Source organism: Streptomyces sp. RKAG293 (assembly GCF_023701745.1).
In the GTDB taxonomy this organism is placed as follows: Bacteria; Actinomycetota; Actinomycetes; order Streptomycetales; family Streptomycetaceae; genus Actinacidiphila.
The window spans coordinates 8,999,905-9,016,098 of record NZ_JAJOZB010000001.1 but is presented as its reverse complement, the minus strand read 5'-3'; the positions used below and the strand labels follow the sequence as shown (position 1 = coordinate 9,016,098).

Below are 16,194 nucleotides of genomic sequence, written 5' to 3'. Positions count from 1 at the left end.
CCGTTGTCAGTGCCGGGTGACACCATCCGGTCATGAATGGTGCGTCGTTCAATTGGCAGGGCTTTCTGGGACGGTGGCAGGACGAGTGGGTTCCGCGCGCGGACGCGAACGTCGGCGCGGACGTGGCCGGCGGGCAGACGATCGTCCGGCTGGGTGGGCCCGGGGCGGCCGAGGCCGCCATCGCCGCGGCCGAGGAGCGGCTGGGTCGGCGGCTGCCGCCCTCCTACCGGGAGTTCCTGGCCGTGAGCGACGGGTGGCACGTGGCCCAGACGGCGGGGGTCTCTCAGCTCGGCGGCGCCGCGGACATCGACTGGTTCCAGGATCCGTTCGACATGACCCAGCTGTATGAGGAGAGTCTGGGCGAGAACCCGCGCGAGGAGGACGTCCTGCTGGGCGGGATGTGGCGACGGGCACTACGGCTGGAGACGGACTCCGACATGTCGCACGCCCTGCTGGATCCGGGCGACAGCGACCAGGCCGGTGAGTGGGCGCTCTACGTCTACAAGGGATGGGGCGGTGAACGGCCTGACCGCTACCCCTCGTTCCGCGCGTACATGGAGGCGATGTACCGCGGTTTCCACTCCGACCGGGTGGACCGGCCCGACTTCGTGAACGCGACCACGCGCGCGCAGGATGCCCGAGTTGAGGAAGCCCGCCTGCTGGCCCTGCGCGGACGGTACGAGGAGGCCCTGCCCCTGCTCGAGGAGGCGCTGTCCTTCGGACGGCCACGCAGCTCCGTCCTGCTGGACCAGCTCCGGCATCTGCTGGCTCCGCACAGCTCCCGCAGCTACGGCGATCTGGTGGCCGACCCGCGCTACCTGCCCGAGATCCTGCCCGTGGAGGCCATGGCGCCGGCACGCGGCGAAGGGCGGCCGGGCGGGGATGACCATTGGATCGGGATGATGGCCGCGCGCGGGGCTGCCCGGGAAACCGTCGAAGCCGTACTGAGCACGATGCGGGACGGCACCCATCGCTACGCGCCTCCCGGTCCATGGGGCCGGGCCGTCACGGAGGCCCGGGAATCGGCCCGCTGGGGATCGACCGACGCCGCGTGGCGGGTGCTGCGGGACGCGCTCCCGCTGTGGGAGGCGCCCGGGCCGTCGCTGATCGCCCCGATCGGCCTGCTCGCCGATCCGGTCCTGGGTCCCCTGATCACCCCGGAGCGTGGGCGAGAGATCCTCGCGACACCACGGGCCGGGGAGGCGGGTCCCACTCCGGAGCCGCTGCCTGATCTCGACCCGCCGGGTCTCGCCTGGCTGACGGATCCCGGGGCGGACCGGCAGCCGTTCGACGGATACCGCTGTGTCTGGGTCGAGGGGGTCGACCCGGCCCGTCTGCCCGCCCTGATCGGCGAGGAAGGCGCTGAACTGAGCGCGCCCACGGATCAGCGCCGACTGTCCTGGCGGGTGCCCAAGCCCCGCGAGCGAGAGGGCATGGAGGTCTGGGAGGACCGGGCCCTGGCCACGGTCGGCCGCAGTACGGTCGGCCGCAGCGCCGAAGAGTGGGCCTTCGCCTTCGACGGCCGCCCCCAGCACCTCTCCAAGCTGTTCCTGTCCCCCGCTGCGGCCGCCGCCTCGTCCGGTCGCGCCGTGGTGGTGTGGCGCGAACCGGAGCGCTGGTCCTCCGGGGACAGTCCGTCCGCGTTCCATCTGTCGGTGGCCGAACAGGGCGTGGAGCTCTACGCGTTCACCGTGCGGGGTACGGAGATCCAGCGCTCCGGTGCGATACCCGAGGCGCTGGAGCCCGCACGGCTGTTCCGGCCGGAGGACGGTGAACGGGACAACGAACTGCGTGTACTGGAGGCCCTGCACACCGAACTCGGACTCTCGCTGCCCCGCTTCGCGCTGACCCAGGGCGGTCTCCCCACCTTCACCACCCGGTCCTGGACCCGGGCACCACGCGCGGGCGAGGCGTTCTCCTACATCACCTTCACACGGCACCGGCCCTGAACGCCGACGGGCCCCCGCTGTCACCCAGATCACATCGACGTATGGGCGGGATGGCGGAATCCCGCGGCGGGCGGATCGGTTGCCATGAGGGACATTGATGCATGCGCACATACCAACCGTTATGCACCTTTTTCTCACTCTTCTTACTGTTTCTCGTCCCATATGGAGCCCTCATGACCCTCACCGCCTCCGACCGCGCGGCCCGGATCCTGTCCCGGCCGGTCTCGCTGAACGGCCTGACCGTCCGGAACCGGATCGCGATGGCACCCATGACCCGGATGTTCTCCCCCGGCGGAGTTCCCGGCGAGGACGTGGCCTCGTACTACGCCCGTCGCGCCGCCGCGGGTGTCGGCCTGGTCGTCACCGAGGGCACGTACGTCGGTCATGAATCGGCCGGACAGAGCGACCGCGTTCCGCGCTTCCACGGCGAGGCGGAACTGGCGGGCTGGGCGAAGGTCGCCGACGCCGTGCACGCTGCGGGCGGCGCGATCGTGCCGCAGCTGTGGCACATCGGCATGGTGCGCAACGCGGGGGATCTTCCGTACCCGGACGCCCCGGCGGTGGGCCCGTCGGGCATCACCACCGAGGGCGCCGAGGTCACCGGCAAGGCGATGACGCAGCAGGACCTGGACGACGTCGTCGAGGCGTTCGCGAAGGCGGCCGCCGACGCCGAGCGCCTCGGTTTCGACGGGGTCGAGCTGCACGGCGCGCACGGTTACCTGATCGACCAGTTCCTGTGGTCGGGCACCAACCGCCGCACCGACGCGTACGGCGGCGACCCGGTGGCCCGTGCGAGGTTCGCGGCGGAGATCGCGGCCGCGGTCCGCGCCGCCGTCTCCCCCTCCTTCCCCATACTCTTCCGCTACTCGCAGTGGAAGCAGCAGGACTACCGCGCCCGCCTCGCCGCGACCCCGCAGGAACTGGAGGCGATCCTGACCCCGCTGGCGGAAGCCGGCGTGGACGCCTTCCACGCCTCCACCCGCCGCTACTGGCTTCCGGAGTTCGACGGCGCCGACCTGAACCTGGCCGGCTGGACGAAGAAGCTCACCGGCAAGCCCACCATCACGGTCGGCTCGGTCGGTCTCGACGGCGACTTCCAGAAGGCCTTCCAGGGCGAGGGCGCCGCCGTCAGGGGCATCGACGACCTCCTCGACCGCATGGAGTCGGAGGAGTTCGACATGGTCGCCATCGGCCGCGCGCTGCTCCACGACCCGGAATGGGCGGCGAAGGTGCTGGACGGCCGCTTCGGAGAGCTCGGGGCCTACGACGCAGCATCGTTGAAGTCCCTCACCTGACGCCCGTCGGTTGACGTCGGTCGGTTGACGTCGGTCGGTTGACGTCGGTCGGTCGACGTCGGTCGGTTGAAGCCGTTCAGCCGAGCCGACGTCCCACCCCCATCACGACAACGTCCCCTGACCGGGCAGCTCCGCGTGGGTCCGGAAGCTGTAGTAACCGACGATCGAGAACTGATTGCGGCCGGCCGGCGACGGCAGCGCGAACGCGCGGTCCAGCAGCCGGCCGACGATCGGGCCGCAGCTGTTCACACCGGGTACCGCGAACGTGCTGTCGTACATCTCCCCCTTGATGATCGGCGGTTGCTGGGACACCCACTGCGTGGGCCCGTACGCGGTGGAGGTGACGGTCAGCGGCGCATGGTCGGAGCCGATGGCACAGGACCGCCGCGAGCCCGGGTACCGGAGGCGGAGCTTGATGTCGATCGAGCCACGGATGGTGCCGTTGCCGATGAAGTCGGCGTGACCGGCGTACTCGGGCTGGATCTTGAGACCGGGGACGCCGGGAACGGCGACCGGCTGGGCGCGCATCGCGCCGAAGACCTGGCCGGTGGTGCCGTCGGGCAGCGGGCCCTCGGAATGGGTGACGGTCAACGGCACTTCGACGGCGGGGATCCTGCCGGTCGCGAGGCGGATGTTGGCGACCATCACCTCGCAGCGCCAGGCGGAGGGATCGGCTCCCGACGGGAGCTGGGGACAGTCGCGGTAGTCGAAGGATGTGGGTATACCGGGGTCGGACGGTTTCGGCGGCAGCGCGGCGGCGTTCGAGGCGGTGGCCGTGGCCAGTGTCAGTGCACCGGCGATCACGGTGGCGGCAAGAGCGACAGAGGGACTCTTCGTTCGGGTCATGAGGCACAGCTTGGCTTCGAGCGCTGCCACAGGACGTCCGGGCCGCCCCCCGCCCAACCCTGACCGCACCCTGACACACGGTCAGGGTGACGATCTCGTGCGAGCAGTCCCCGCACTTCCCAAGGCAGGGTGCGTCGCACCCAGGAACCGCGCTCCCAGGACTGGCGTGGCCCTGGTTGTCGCAGCTCGCGACGGCGACAGTCGAGGACATGACCTCCTCATGCGCACCGGATTCAGACCCGCATCCCTACATCGGGATGTGGGTGACCGCCGATGGGCACATTCGCCAGGAGTTGCTGCCCAACGGCCGCTACGACGAGGCCCGTGGCACCCGCACAAGCGCCTACACGGGCAGCTACCAGGTGACGAGCACGCACATCGCATACGCCGACGACTCTGGCTTCACCGCCTCCGGTGACTTCCGTGACGATGTCCTGCACCACGCCGGCTACGTGTTCCACCGCGAAGACGGGAAGCCGACCCCGTGATCGCCACCCGGTCCCCCCGGACGACTGCCCCACGAAGGCGACTGCTGCCTCCCCGCCCAACCGCACGACAGGCAAGGACCAACCCATGAACCTCCGACGCGATGCAAGCGCACTGATCGACGCACTGAACAACCGGTCCGCGGACCCCGACCGCCGGATTCTGATCACCGGAGCCACCGTCATCACCATGGATCCCGTCCTCGGTGTCCTGGCGCGTGCCGACGTCCTGATCGAAGGGGACGCCATCCGCGCGGTGGCACCCGATCTGCTCTCCCAGGGGGCGGCCGAGAACGCCGTGGTCATCGACGCGACGGGCTTCATCCTCTCCCCCGGTTTCGTCGACACACACCGGCACGCCTGGGAGGCACAGTTGCGCCGGCTCATGCCGGACGTGAACGACCTCGGTGAGTACGTGATGACAACCCTTGCCGGCCTGGCCCCGGTCTACCGTCCGCAGGACATGTACGTCGGCACCCGGCTCGCCGCTCTCACCGCGATCGACAACGGCATCACCTGCATGCTCGACTTCTCGCACAACTCACGCACCCCCGCCCACTCGGACCAAGCCGTCCAGGCCCTGATCGACACGGGCATCCGGGGTGTGCACGCCTCCATGGGCCCGCACTTCGGCGACTGGGACCGGCAGTGGCCCGGCGACCTCGCCCGCCTGCAAGCGCGGTACTTCACCAGCGACCACCCGCTGCTCACACTGCGCCTGGCGGCACTGGCGACCGATGAGATCGCCGGACCCGAGCTCGCCTACGGGCCGCAGCTCGCCCGTTCCGCGGCGGAGTTGGGCATCGGGGTCAGTATCGACGCGGTCTTCGGCGCCGCCTCCTCCGCGGCCATTCTCCGCTGGGCCAAGGAGGGCCTGCTGACACCGCAGGTGACGCTGATCCACTGCACCGGCCTGACGTCGCAGGCCTGGCAGGCGATGGCGGACACCGGAAGCACCGTGTCCCTGGCACCCACCTCCGATGCCCAAATCGGTCTGGACTCCGCGATCCCCGCCATCGACGAGGCACTGTCGGCCGGCATCCGGCCGGGCCTCGGTATCGACGTCGAGGTCGCTCTGGCCAGCGACATGTTCACCCAGATGCGCGCCCTGCACACCATCCAGCGCATGCGGGCGGTCAACGCCGTCCACGGAACCCCGGACCAACCGGATCGGATCAGCACGCACGACGTTCTCGACTTCGCAACCCTGCACGGCGCGAAGGCCATCGGTCTCGGGGAGACGACCGGTTCCCTCACCCCCGGCAAGCAGGCCGACCTTCTGATCATCGACGCCGAGGACATCAACACCATGCCCCTCAACGATGCGGTCGGCACCGTCGTCCTGGGGTCCGACTCGCGCAACATCGCCGTCGTGTTCATCGCCGGCCAGGTCCGCAAGTGGAACGGCAAGGTCCTGGGCGTCGACCTGCCGGCGCTGCGCAGCGCGGTCACCGAGTCACGCGACCACGTCCTCGGCGCTGAGGCGGCCCAGGCCCAGAGCTAGTGAGCACCGCCGAAGGAGCTCCCTCAGCTACCGCTGGGAGGTTGCCCGGGTCCGCCCGGAGGACGGGCCGGCGGGATCTGGTGCGTGCGTTTCCGATGAGTGGCCCGGATTCCCCGTCGTGAGGCGCGGAGCATTGGAGTGGCCGCCGTGCCGGTCGATGGCGTGGCTCCCGCACTCCCCCGGCGCCGCTTCCTAGGGTCGGCGGTTGACGGGCCGAGCGGGCGCCCGACGGTCCTGTCTGCCGTGGGTGGCCGTCCGTCATAGCAGCGGCGCCGTTCCATGCCTTCGCGCGGTGCCGACCGTTTCCGGAGGCCGGTACGGCGACGGGCCGACCGTCCAGAACAGATGGGTGAGTCGTGAAACGCAGGACAGCGGGAGCACCAACGTGCGAACCTTCGGCAGCTACCGGCCGCACGAACAGGGGGTGGACGAGGCGGCTGGCGGCCGTATCGGGACTGCTGTTGCTCTGTGCGCTGCCGATCGGATCGGCGGACGCGACACAGGCCGGTGACGCGGGCCGGCCCGCCGGCCAGCCGCTGTACGTGTCCGACTACGGCAACAACCGGGTGGTGACACTGCCCGCGGGCGGTGGCGGTCAGACGACGGTTCCCTTCGACGGCCTGGTCCGTCCGACCGGTATGGCGTGGGACACCGCCGGAGATCTCTATGTCTCCGACACCGGCAACAACCGGGTGGTGAAGCGGGCCCCGAGCGGCGGGGAGCAGTCCACGGTGGCCACCGTCGACCTGTCGCGCCCGCTCGGGCTCGCCGTCGACGCCGCCGGCGGCCTCTACATCGCCGACAGTTTCAACGACCGGGTCGTCAAGGTATCCGCCGGCGGCGGTCAGACGACCGTCCCCACCACGGGGTTGCTGCATCCCTGGGGCCTGGCGCTGAAGGCCGACGGAGTGCTGTACATCTCCGACTTCGTCAACGACCGGATCGTCAGGGTTTCCGCGGACGGGAGCAGTCAGACCACCGTGCCCACCGTCGGCCTTTCCCAGCCGACCGGGCTGGCGCTGAATGCCAAGGGTGACCTCTACATCTCGGACAGCGGCAACAACCGCGTGGTGAAGGTGGCCGCGGACAGCGGTGCGCAGAGCACGGTGCCCATCGCCGGTCTGAGCGATCCGCTGGGACTCGCGCTCGACAGCCGCGGCGGCCTCTATGTGGCCGACGCCTTCAACAACCGGGTGGTGCGCGTCCGGGAGACGGGCGGCGGGCAGGTCACGCTTCCTTCCACCGGCCTCAACACGCCGACCGGTCTCGCGTTCCCGCCGACGAGCACACGGCCTGGGTGGAACTGAGCACTCTCCGGGGCAGCCGGGCACGACCATGTGACCCGGCTGCCGCGGCCTCGGTTGGCATACCGATCCGAAGAAGCGCCCTAGTCTTGACCGATGGCACGATACTTCGACGTACATCCCGAAAATCCCCAGCCGCGCATCATCAGCGCTGTGGCCGACAGTATTCGGTCCGGCTCGCTGGTCGCGTACCCCACGGACTCCTGCTACGCGCTGGGCTGCCGGCTGGGCAACCGTGAGGGCATCGACCGCATCCGGTCCATCCGGAACCTCGATGACCGGCACCACTTCACTCTGATCTGCCAGAATTTCTCGCAACTGGGGCAGTTCGTACAGATCGACAACGACGTGTTCCGGGCGGTCAAGGCGGCGACACCGGGCAGCTACACCTTCATCCTGCCGGCGACGAAGGAAGTACCGCGCCAGCTGCAGCACCCCAAGAAGCGGACCGTCGGCGTGCGCATCCCGGACCACGTCGTGACGCAGGCACTGCTGGCCGAACTCGGCGAGCCGCTCGTCTCCAGCACCCTGCTGCTGCCCGGCGAGTCGGAGCCGATGACACAGGGCTGGGAGATCAAGGAACTGCTCGATCACGTGGTGGACGCCGTGGTCGACTCGGGCGACTGCGGCACCGAGCCCACCACCGTCATCGACTTCTCCGGCGGCGGGACGGAGATCCTCCGCCGCGGGGCGGGCGACACCACACGGTTCGAGTAGCCGCGCGTCCTGCCACGTGCCGTCAGTCCTGTTGGCGCCACACTCGCAGACCCCAACGGAACGTGTGCAGGTCGCCGGGTGCGAGTGCCACCAGACCGTCACGGCTCCGGAACGCGTTCGGCGGGCAGGACATCGGCTCCACCGCGATACCCCGGCGGCGCCGCTCAGGCAGGGTGTCTCCGGTATACACCTGTACGAACCCGGCGCCCTCCCCGAGCCACAGGTCGGTGCCGTGCGAACCCGAGGGATGTGCGAGACGCACGACGGCCCGACCGGAGGAGTCCCGTTCCAGTTCGGTGAAGGCCGTGTCCAGGCGCTGCCCGCCGACGGCCTTGGCCGTGCGGAAGTCGAACGGTGTCCCCGTCACATCCTCGGCCGCGACGGGCATACCCGTATCGTCGAGCGGAAGCCATTTCCGGGCCGGGACGAGGAGCACCGCGTCGTCCACAGCCTCGGTGCCGACGGTCAGATAGGGGTGCTGGCCAACGCCGTAGGGTGCTGTGTCCTCGCCGAGGTTGTGTGCGACGACCGTCACCGTCAGTCCGTCCGCCCCGAGCACGTACCCCACGCGGACGTCGAGGTGGAACGGGTAGCCGGGCTGCGGCCACAGGGTGGCGCCGAGAAGTACCCGGTGCTCCTCGCGTTCCACCACCTGCCAGGACATCCAGCGCAGCAGCCCGTGAATGGCGTTGCCGCTCTCCGGTTCGGTCAGAGGGAGTTGGAGGTCCTGGTCGTTCCAGAGGTACCGGCCTTGCCCGATCCGGTTCGGCCAGGGCACGAGGAGTTGACCGCGGCCTCCCGTGATGCGCTCATCGGCCGAGAAGCCGTCGAGCACCGGGCGACCCTCGACCGCGTAGTCACGCAACGCACCGCCCAGTTCCACGATGACAGCGGTCTGCTCACCATGGCGCAGCAGAATCTGCTGCCCGGTAGGACTCTCGGACACGTACGGCCTCCAGGTCGGATTCGGTATCGGGCGACTCGGCTCGCACGCGCCGAGTCGCCCGAACGGGTCTTCGGGCTACGGGTGGCCGGTGGAAACGTCCGCGGGAACGTCGGCGGGAACCGGAGTGAGTCTGAGCGAGATGACGTAGGACACCACGACCGCGACGATCACCAAGGGCATCACGGTGAGACCCTCCGTTCCCAGCAGCAGCGTGGCCAGCAGCACCGAGGTCATCGGCAGTTTCAGCATCGCCACACACATCGCGCCGATGCCCATCGCGAACCCGGACGTCACGTCCAGTCCGGGCAGATGGGCGAGGGCGAGCCCGCCCGCCGCTCCCACGAACATCGCGGGAAAGATCGGGCCTCCCCGAAAGCTGCTCAGGGACACGCTGTACGCGAGCGCCTTGCAGAGCACGAGTACCAGGAGGGTGCCCATCGAGTACCCCGCATACCCTTTGAGCAGGGGGTTGAGCGCGCTCTGCCCGGAGTACAGCACCCCGGACGCCTCGTTGCCCGTCCCTTCGGCGTAGACCAGCGCGATCACGCCGACGACCGTGCCCGCCAACACGGTGGCCACCACCCGCCGCCGCTCGACCCGTGCTTGCAGGAAGAGGGCGAGCCGGCGGATCCCCGTGCCGACGAGGGCCGCTGCGACCCCGACCACGATGGCCCAGCCGAACGCGGCGATGTCGGGCCGGTCGGTGTGCGGCACCTGCTGCAGGGCCAGAGAGTACGTGCCCAGGCCGGTCCACGAGCCCAGGCCGGTGAAGATGAGCGAGCCGACTCCGGCCGCGAGCAGCCCCGGAACCAGGACCATCCCGAGCATCGCCCCGCCGAGGCCGGACGCTTCCATCAGGAGGAACGCTCCGATCAGCGGGGACCCCAGCAGCGCGCTGATGGCGGCGAAGCTCCCGGCGACCCCCACCACGGCGGTCGCGTCCGGTGGAAAGTCCTTCTTGACCAGGCGTACGGCGCCGACGGCCAGCCCGCTGCCCAGCGCGATCAACGGCGCCTCCGGGCCGAGGACGACGCCCAGGACGAGCGAAGCGATGCTTGCGAGCACGATGCCGGGCAGATCGACGGCCGGTGTCGGACCCTTGGCCACGAGCCCTTCGGCCGGTTTGTGGCCGCCCCCGCCCGGCAGGTACCGGATGGTCAGGCCGACCAGGAGTCCTGCCAGGGCGAGGAGCGGCACCGGCCACCAGGACGGTGTTCCGTGGAAGCCCAGTGCCGTGGGGAGGTCCGTGTAGGTCAGGGACTGGAGTTCGGAGACGAGGGCGAGATAGCCGAACGCCGCCGCCGAAACCGGCACGCCGAGAACCGCGGCCACCACGAGCAGGACCGGATACCCGCGGGCGCGGACCAGCGCGAAAGGGTCTTTGGGGTTCGCCCCCGACTGCCCGACACCGTCGGCCGACATGATCACCGTCTCTCAGCACTGGCGGGCGGGCACGCGAGGTCTTCGATGCCGTGATATCACGCGACGACGATGCTCCCGGGTGTGCCGGTCCCTACGGGGCGACGACGGCCGGGTTGCCATTCCGATGGCCCAGCGTCCTGGCCGGAACGCTCCGGACGGGGTGCCGTCCGTACCCCTCTCCCGGCTCGCTCAGGAGGAGTCGGGTTCGGTCTGCGCGGCGGTGACTCGGCCGTCCTTGACCGCCTTCACCAGTGCCTGGTGGTCACGCTCGTTCTGGTCGGCGTAGCTCTCGGCGAACGTCGTCAGCGCACGGTCGAAGACGTCGCCGCGCCCCAGGTATCCGGCGATCGCGATCCGGTCACCGGACCTCGCGTGGGCGCGGGCCAGGGTGGTGCCGCAGACCTCGCCGAACGCCCTCATGCCCCTCGGCACCATCAGTTCCGGCTGGGCGATGCCCTTCCAGTCACGGAGCTGACGGATGTAGAAGTCGCGGCGCCGCCCGTCGATCCCGTCCACCCGCTGCCAGCCGAGGAAGATGTCGCTCGCGGCCTGCATCAACCGCTGTCCCGCAACCACCCGCTCGCCCTGGTTCTCGTACTCGCTCGCGCCCACATAGGGGGCGAGCGCCGAGGTGTCGGCCTCCTTGGCCTGGAGGAAGAGTGGGTCGTCGCCGTCCCGGCCGCTCAGCAGGAAGATCCAGCATCGGGTGCCGACGCTGCCGACGCCGACCACCTTGCGGGCCACGTCCACCAGCCGGAAGCCTGCGAGCAGGGAGCGCCGGTCCGACGTGAGGCTACGGCCGTAGCTCTCGATCAGCCGGTGGAACTCCTCCTCCAGGGCGCCGCGTTCGACGTCGGGGAGCAGATCGTCGAGCGACACGAGCAGCGGCGGGTCCGCGACGATCCGGGTCTGCCCGTCCACCACCTCGGTGAGTTTGTCGAAGGCCTGCAGACTGTCCCGGGTCCTGGCCTTCGCGAGCGCTCGCGCCACGCCCTTGCGGCCGCGCTTGGCCAACTGCTCGGCCGCCACTTCCTGGAGACGATCCGCGTCGATCTTCGTGTACCACACGGCGAGATGGCCCATGCCCGCGAACCGGATCATCGACTCCCGGTAGGACCGTACGGTCGCCCGCACGATGTCGGCGCGCTCCGCGTCCGCGAAGCCGTTGGCCCGGCCCGCGATGACGAGGCTGGCCGCCAGTCGCTTGACATCCCATTCCCAGGGACCGGGCAGCGTCTCGTCGAAGTCGTTGATGTCGAACAACAGCCGGCGTTCCGGCGAGGCGAGCAGGCGGAAGTTCAGCAGATGCGCGTCTCCGCACAGTTGGGTCCTGATACCTGAGTCCGGGGTGGTGGCGAGGTCGGCGGCCATGATCGCGGCGGCGCCGCGGTAGAAGCGGAAAGGCGACTCGGTCATCCGCCCGTAGCGGATCGGCACGAGTTCGGGCACCCGCGTCGCCGACTGGCTCTCGAGGATGCCCAGCGGATCGGGCCGGGTCGCCGACGGCGAGAACTCAGCATGACTCGAACGGGGCACGTCACGACGGGCCGCCCTGCCGCGTGCCGCTCGTTCCGCAGGCGTCGCCTCAGGTACGGGGCGGGTCCTAGCGGCGGGGTGCTCGGTCATCGGATACCTCCTGGATGCACTCATATCGGATCATCGCGGACATGGCCGCTTCCGGCATCATCTGAGCGCTACTGCTGCTCCGCGCGGGCGTGCCGGGCGCCGACCTTCCGCCAGATCGCCCGCTGGCAGCGGAGCGTGGCGGTGCCCACCACGATCAGCACCACGATGTTGACCAGTAGTTGGACGAGCGATCCCCAGGCGTTGCTCCAACTGGTGAACGCCACCGAAACGCTGATGTCCGCGGCGGCCGGAATCGTCGTGACCGAGATGAACACGCCGAGCAGGGCACTGGTCCTGGCCTCGGTCAGCGAGATGATGCCGACGATCCCGGCAAGGGCCGCCACGGCGAACGAGAAGAAGTTGGGCGTGTTGATCAGGTTGGAGACGGGCCGCAGCCCCGCGGTGAAGGCCTGCGACTGCAGATCGAAGCCACGGATGAGGAGGCTGAAGAGGAAGGTGATGACGACAGTCAGCAGGAAGCCCACGAACAGGGCGAACAGGCCCTTCCGGACCCTCCCCCGGTCGCCCCGGTCGATGCCCAGCGCGATACTGACGATGGCGCCGTACTCGGGCCCCACGACCATGGCCGCGACGATCAGGATCTGGGAGTTGGTGACGATCCCGACCGAACCGATGAGTCCCGCGATGACCAGGTAGAGATAGAAGCTCGGCGCATACCTGCCCTGGGCCCAGATCCGTGCCTCGACCTGTTCCCAGACCGGCGAGCGGGTCAGTGGCCCGAGCTTCTGCGCTCCCGCGTCGGTCGCCCGTCCTGAGAAGGCGATGTCCACCGGTTCGATGACGATCGAGCCCCGGCGGTCCACCTCCAGCGCACGCAGACCGTGCAGAACCTCGTTCGCCCCTCCCGTGAGCACGTCGCAGGCGATCGCGTCGCCGTCCGGGTTTCGCGCGGCGCCGGTCTGCACGATCAGGTTGAGGACGCAGGGGTCGCCGGCGAGCAGGTCGACCACCTCGCTCGTGAGGTCCGGCGGGCTCACCGCGCGGACATGGATCATGTCCATCCTGAACCTCCACGCGCTCCGGCACCCGTCCAGGTCCGCTCGACCCGGAGCCGGGCCGCCGGAAGTCATGGGTCGGACGGTCCTTCCAGTAACACCGCAGGCGCGGCGTTCCGCAATCCGGAGCACATGGCGCCAGGAGCGCGTCGGAGCACGTGAGCGCAGGTCAGGAGCGGTGGTGGAATCCCCAGAGGCGCGCACGTGGAGCCTGTCGGATAGTGGATCAGGTAGTGATATGTCGGAGATTGGATTCTCATGGACCGCTACCCCCCCATAGCCGATCACGGACTGGTGGGCGATCTGCAGACCGCCGCTCTGGTTTCCTCGCAGGGCGTCGTCGACTGGTTCGCCGCCCCACGGTTCGACTCCCCCAGCATCTTCGCCGCGCTGCTCGACCACGACCGCGGCGGATACTTCCGGATGACGGCCAGCAACCCGGATGCATCGTGCAAGCAGTTGTACTACCCCGAGACCGCCATCCTGGTGACCCGCTTCATGTCCCCGACGGCGTCGGTGAGGTGATCGACTGGATGCCGCCCAACCGCAGCCGCACCCCGAGCGACCGCCACACCCTGATACGGGCCGTACGCACCGTACGGGGGACAGTCCAGTTCGACATCGAGTGCCGGCCGCGATTCGACTACGCCCGGGCCGCCCACCAACTGGATCTGGTTCCCGACGGCGCCACCTTCCGGGCACCGGGTGTCACCGCGTACCTCCAGAGCACCGTCCCGCTGGAGCGGGACGGTGAGGACGTGCGCGGCTCGATCACGCTGAACGTCGGCCAGCAGGCAGTGGCCGTGTTCACCGTCTGCGACGGCGACGGCGACGGGCAGCTCCCGCCGCCGCCCACCGTCGACGGGATCACCCAACAGCTGTGGGATGCCGCCGACTTCTGGCAGAGGTGGGTGCGGGGCTCCAACTACCGGGGTCGCTGGCCCGACATGGTCAACCGCTCCGCCATCACCCTCAAACTGCTCACCTACGCCCCCACCGGCGCACCGGTCGCCGCAGCCACCATGGGCCTGCCCGAACAGGTCGGCGGCGAACGGAACTGGGACTACCGCTACACCTGGGTCCGCGACGGCTCACTCTCCATCCGGGCTCTGCTCGACCTCGGCTTCGTCGAGGAGGCCACGGACTTCACGCACTGGCTCGGTGACCGGCTGCGGGAGTCGACGGGAGAGGGCGGCGAGCCCCTCCAGATCATGTACCGGGTCGACGGGGAGCCGCTGTTGACGGAGGAGACGCTCGACCACCTCGAGGGATACCGAGGTTCGGCCCCCGTGCGGCTGGGCAATGCCGCCTCCGACCAGTTGCAGCTGGACATCTACGGCGAGGCGCTCTACGGCCTGTCGGAGGGGCGCGAGGTCGCCGTGCAGGCCGGCTATCGCGGGTGGAAGATCCTCGCCGACACCCTGGACTGGCTGGCCGACTCCTGGGACCGGCCCGACGAGGGCATCTGGGAGACCCGCGGCGGGCGCCAGGACTTCACCTATAGCCGGGTGATGTGCTGGGCCGCCTTCGACCGCGGTCTGAAGCTGGCCTCCGAGTTCAGCCGGCCTGCCGACACCGACCGCTGGACCAAGGCCCGCGACACCATCCTCGAGCAGGTCATGGCCCGCGGCTGGAGCGAGGAGGAGCAGGCCTACGTGCAGCACTACGGCGGGGACGCCGTTCTGGACGCCTCGCTGCTGCTGATGCCCCGGGTCGGATTCATCGCCCCCCGGGATCCGTCCTGGCTCTCCACCCTGGACGCCATGGACCGCACGCTGGTCTCCGACAGCCTGGTCTACCGCTACGACCCGGCCGCCTCCCCCGACGGCCTGCGCGGCTCCGAGGGCACCTTCAGCCTGTGCACCTTCCTCTACGTGGACGCACTGGCCCGGGCGGGACGACTGCGGCCCGCGCGGTACACGTTCGAGAAGATGCACACCTACGCCAACCACGTCGGCCTCTTCGCGGAGGAGGTGGGACCGAGCGGCGAACAACTGGGTAACTTCCCGCAGGCGTTCACCCATCTGTCGCTCATCACGGCGGCCTGCACCCTGGACGAGGCACTCGACAAGCAGCGCGGCTGAGATGGCACGGGGAGCGATGCGGATGGCCATGGAGGACACGTCCGAGCGTCAACCACGCCAGAGTCCCGACGAGTTCGGGGCCCTGTACGAACGGCTACGCAGGCAGGCCGCCGGCGCGGGCGGCAGGCGGGGCGCCCTGGCCACCCTGACACCGGACACAGTGCGCGCGGCCGCGGCGGAGGTCCGCTCGGGCCGCACCGTCACGCTCGCCTCCCCCGTGGAGACGGAGCCCTCGCCGGACAACCCGCGCCCGGCCGGCCACCGGCTGACCAGCCCGCCCGAGGCGGCGGCCGACGGCACCGGACTCCACTTCGCCACCGACCACTTCAGCATGGATGTGCACGGCGACGCCGACAGTCATCTCGACGCCCTGTGCCACGTCGTCTACAACGGCACCCTGCACGGCGGCGTCCCCGCGGCCACCGTCACCGCCGACGGCGCCACGGCCCTCTCCGTCGAACTCGCCAGGAACGGGATCGTCGGCCGGGGTGTGCTGCTCGACATCCCGCGGCTGCGCGAGGTCCCCTGGCTCGAACCGGGCGACCATGTCAGCGCCGACGACCTCGTCGCCGCCGAGCGATCCCAGCACGTACGGGTCGGGGAGGGAGATCTCCTCCTGGTGCGGGTCGGCCACCGCCGGCGGCGCAACGAGACCGGGCCGTGGGACGCAGCGCACACCCGGGCCGGACCCGACCGCGATGCAGTTCCTCGCCGAACGCCGGGTGGCGGCCCTGGGCAGCGACAGCAACAACGACACCGCCCCGAGCCCCACGGAAGGCGTGGACTTCCCCGTGCACGTGCTGGGCATCCACGCCCTCGGCCTCCACCTCCTCGACTACCTCCAGTTCGAGGACCTGGTGCCGCTCTGCGAACAGGAGGACCGCTGGTCGTTCCTCTGCGTGGTCGCGCCCCTGCGACTGCCGACGGCCACCGGCTCCCCCGTCAACCCCATCGCAATTCTCTGACCGGCAGACGGCCGGGCACGCGCCCGCTCGAAGGA

The 16,194-nt window shown here is 69.9% G+C and carries 12 protein-coding genes and 2 pseudogenes; 9 read left to right on the top strand and 5 right to left on the bottom strand.

The annotated features are described in order from the left end of the window. Window positions 1-32 precede the first annotated feature (32 nt). Both LNW72_RS39685 and LNW72_RS39680 read left to right on the top strand, forming a co-directional pair. Complete coding sequence (locus LNW72_RS39685; protein ID WP_250979875.1) at window positions 33-1,949, top strand: SMI1/KNR4 family protein; 1,917 nt, start codon at window positions 33-35, stop codon at window positions 1,947-1,949. Window positions 1,950-2,122: 173 nt separating this feature from the next. Continuing rightward, window positions 2,123-3,244: an NADH:flavin oxidoreductase gene (locus LNW72_RS39680; RefSeq protein WP_250979874.1), complete on the top strand. Its 1,122-nt coding sequence runs from the start codon at window positions 2,123-2,125 to the stop codon at window positions 3,242-3,244. A 102-nt stretch (window positions 3,245-3,346) separates the two neighbouring features. Here the strand turns inward: LNW72_RS39680 and LNW72_RS39675 are convergent, their stop codons facing one another. Next, window positions 3,347-4,090, bottom strand: a complete 744-nt coding sequence (locus LNW72_RS39675) for a hypothetical protein (RefSeq protein WP_250979873.1) — start codon at window positions 4,088-4,090, stop codon at window positions 3,347-3,349. Window positions 4,091-4,299: 209 nt separating this feature from the next. Here LNW72_RS39675 and LNW72_RS39670 point away from each other — a divergent pair, with 209 nt between their 5' ends. From LNW72_RS39670 to LNW72_RS39655, 4 genes are all read left to right on the top strand, one after another. After that, window positions 4,300-4,578, top strand: a complete 279-nt coding sequence (locus tag LNW72_RS39670) for an Atu4866 domain-containing protein (RefSeq protein WP_250979872.1) — start codon at window positions 4,300-4,302, stop codon at window positions 4,576-4,578. An 85-nt stretch (window positions 4,579-4,663) separates the two neighbouring features. Then, a complete protein-coding gene (locus LNW72_RS39665) occupies window positions 4,664-6,079 on the top strand; it encodes an amidohydrolase family protein (RefSeq protein ID WP_250979871.1) in 1,416 nt (471 codons plus the stop codon). A gap of 461 nt (window positions 6,080-6,540) precedes the next feature. After that, window positions 6,541-7,386: a hypothetical protein gene (locus tag LNW72_RS39660; protein WP_250979870.1), complete on the top strand. Its 846-nt coding sequence runs from the start codon at window positions 6,541-6,543 to the stop codon at window positions 7,384-7,386. 93 nt (window positions 7,387-7,479) lie between these two features. Then, entirely contained in the window at window positions 7,480-8,100 is a 621-nt protein-coding gene (locus tag LNW72_RS39655; RefSeq protein WP_250979869.1) for an L-threonylcarbamoyladenylate synthase, read from the top strand. Between the two features lie 22 nt (window positions 8,101-8,122). Here the strand turns inward: LNW72_RS39655 and LNW72_RS39650 are convergent, their stop codons facing one another. The 4 genes from LNW72_RS39650 to LNW72_RS39635 all read right to left on the bottom strand — a co-directional run bounded on the left by LNW72_RS39650 (window position 8,123) and on the right by LNW72_RS39635 (window position 13,116). After that, window positions 8,123-9,046, bottom strand: coding sequence for an aldose 1-epimerase family protein (locus tag LNW72_RS39650; protein WP_250979868.1), 924 nt, complete (start codon window positions 9,044-9,046; stop codon window positions 8,123-8,125). 75 nt (window positions 9,047-9,121) lie between these two features. Further along, a complete protein-coding gene (locus tag LNW72_RS39645) occupies window positions 9,122-10,468 on the bottom strand; it encodes a chloride channel protein (protein ID WP_250979867.1) in 1,347 nt (448 codons plus the stop codon). A 189-nt stretch (window positions 10,469-10,657) separates the two neighbouring features. After that, window positions 10,658-12,094: a DUF2252 domain-containing protein gene (locus LNW72_RS39640; protein WP_250979866.1), complete on the bottom strand. Its 1,437-nt coding sequence runs from the start codon at window positions 12,092-12,094 to the stop codon at window positions 10,658-10,660. Window positions 12,095-12,162: 68 nt separating this feature from the next. Next, window positions 12,163-13,116, bottom strand: a complete 954-nt coding sequence (locus LNW72_RS39635) for a DUF389 domain-containing protein (protein WP_250979865.1) — start codon at window positions 13,114-13,116, stop codon at window positions 12,163-12,165. 252 nt (window positions 13,117-13,368) lie between these two features. Here LNW72_RS39635 and LNW72_RS39630 point away from each other — a divergent pair. The 3 genes and pseudogenes from LNW72_RS39630 (at window position 13,369) to LNW72_RS42215 (ending at window position 16,159) form a co-directional block, all read left to right on the top strand. Beyond that, a pseudogene (locus tag LNW72_RS39630) lies at window positions 13,369-15,194 on the top strand (glycoside hydrolase family 15 protein). Window position 15,195: 1 nt separating this feature from the next. Continuing rightward, window positions 15,196-15,840, top strand: a pseudogene (locus LNW72_RS39625) (cyclase family protein); the annotation flags it as partial. A 52-nt stretch (window positions 15,841-15,892) separates the two neighbouring features. Then, entirely contained in the window at window positions 15,893-16,159 is a 267-nt protein-coding gene (locus LNW72_RS42215) for a hypothetical protein (protein ID WP_374117448.1), read from the top strand. The last annotated feature ends 35 nt before the right edge of the window (window positions 16,160-16,194 follow it).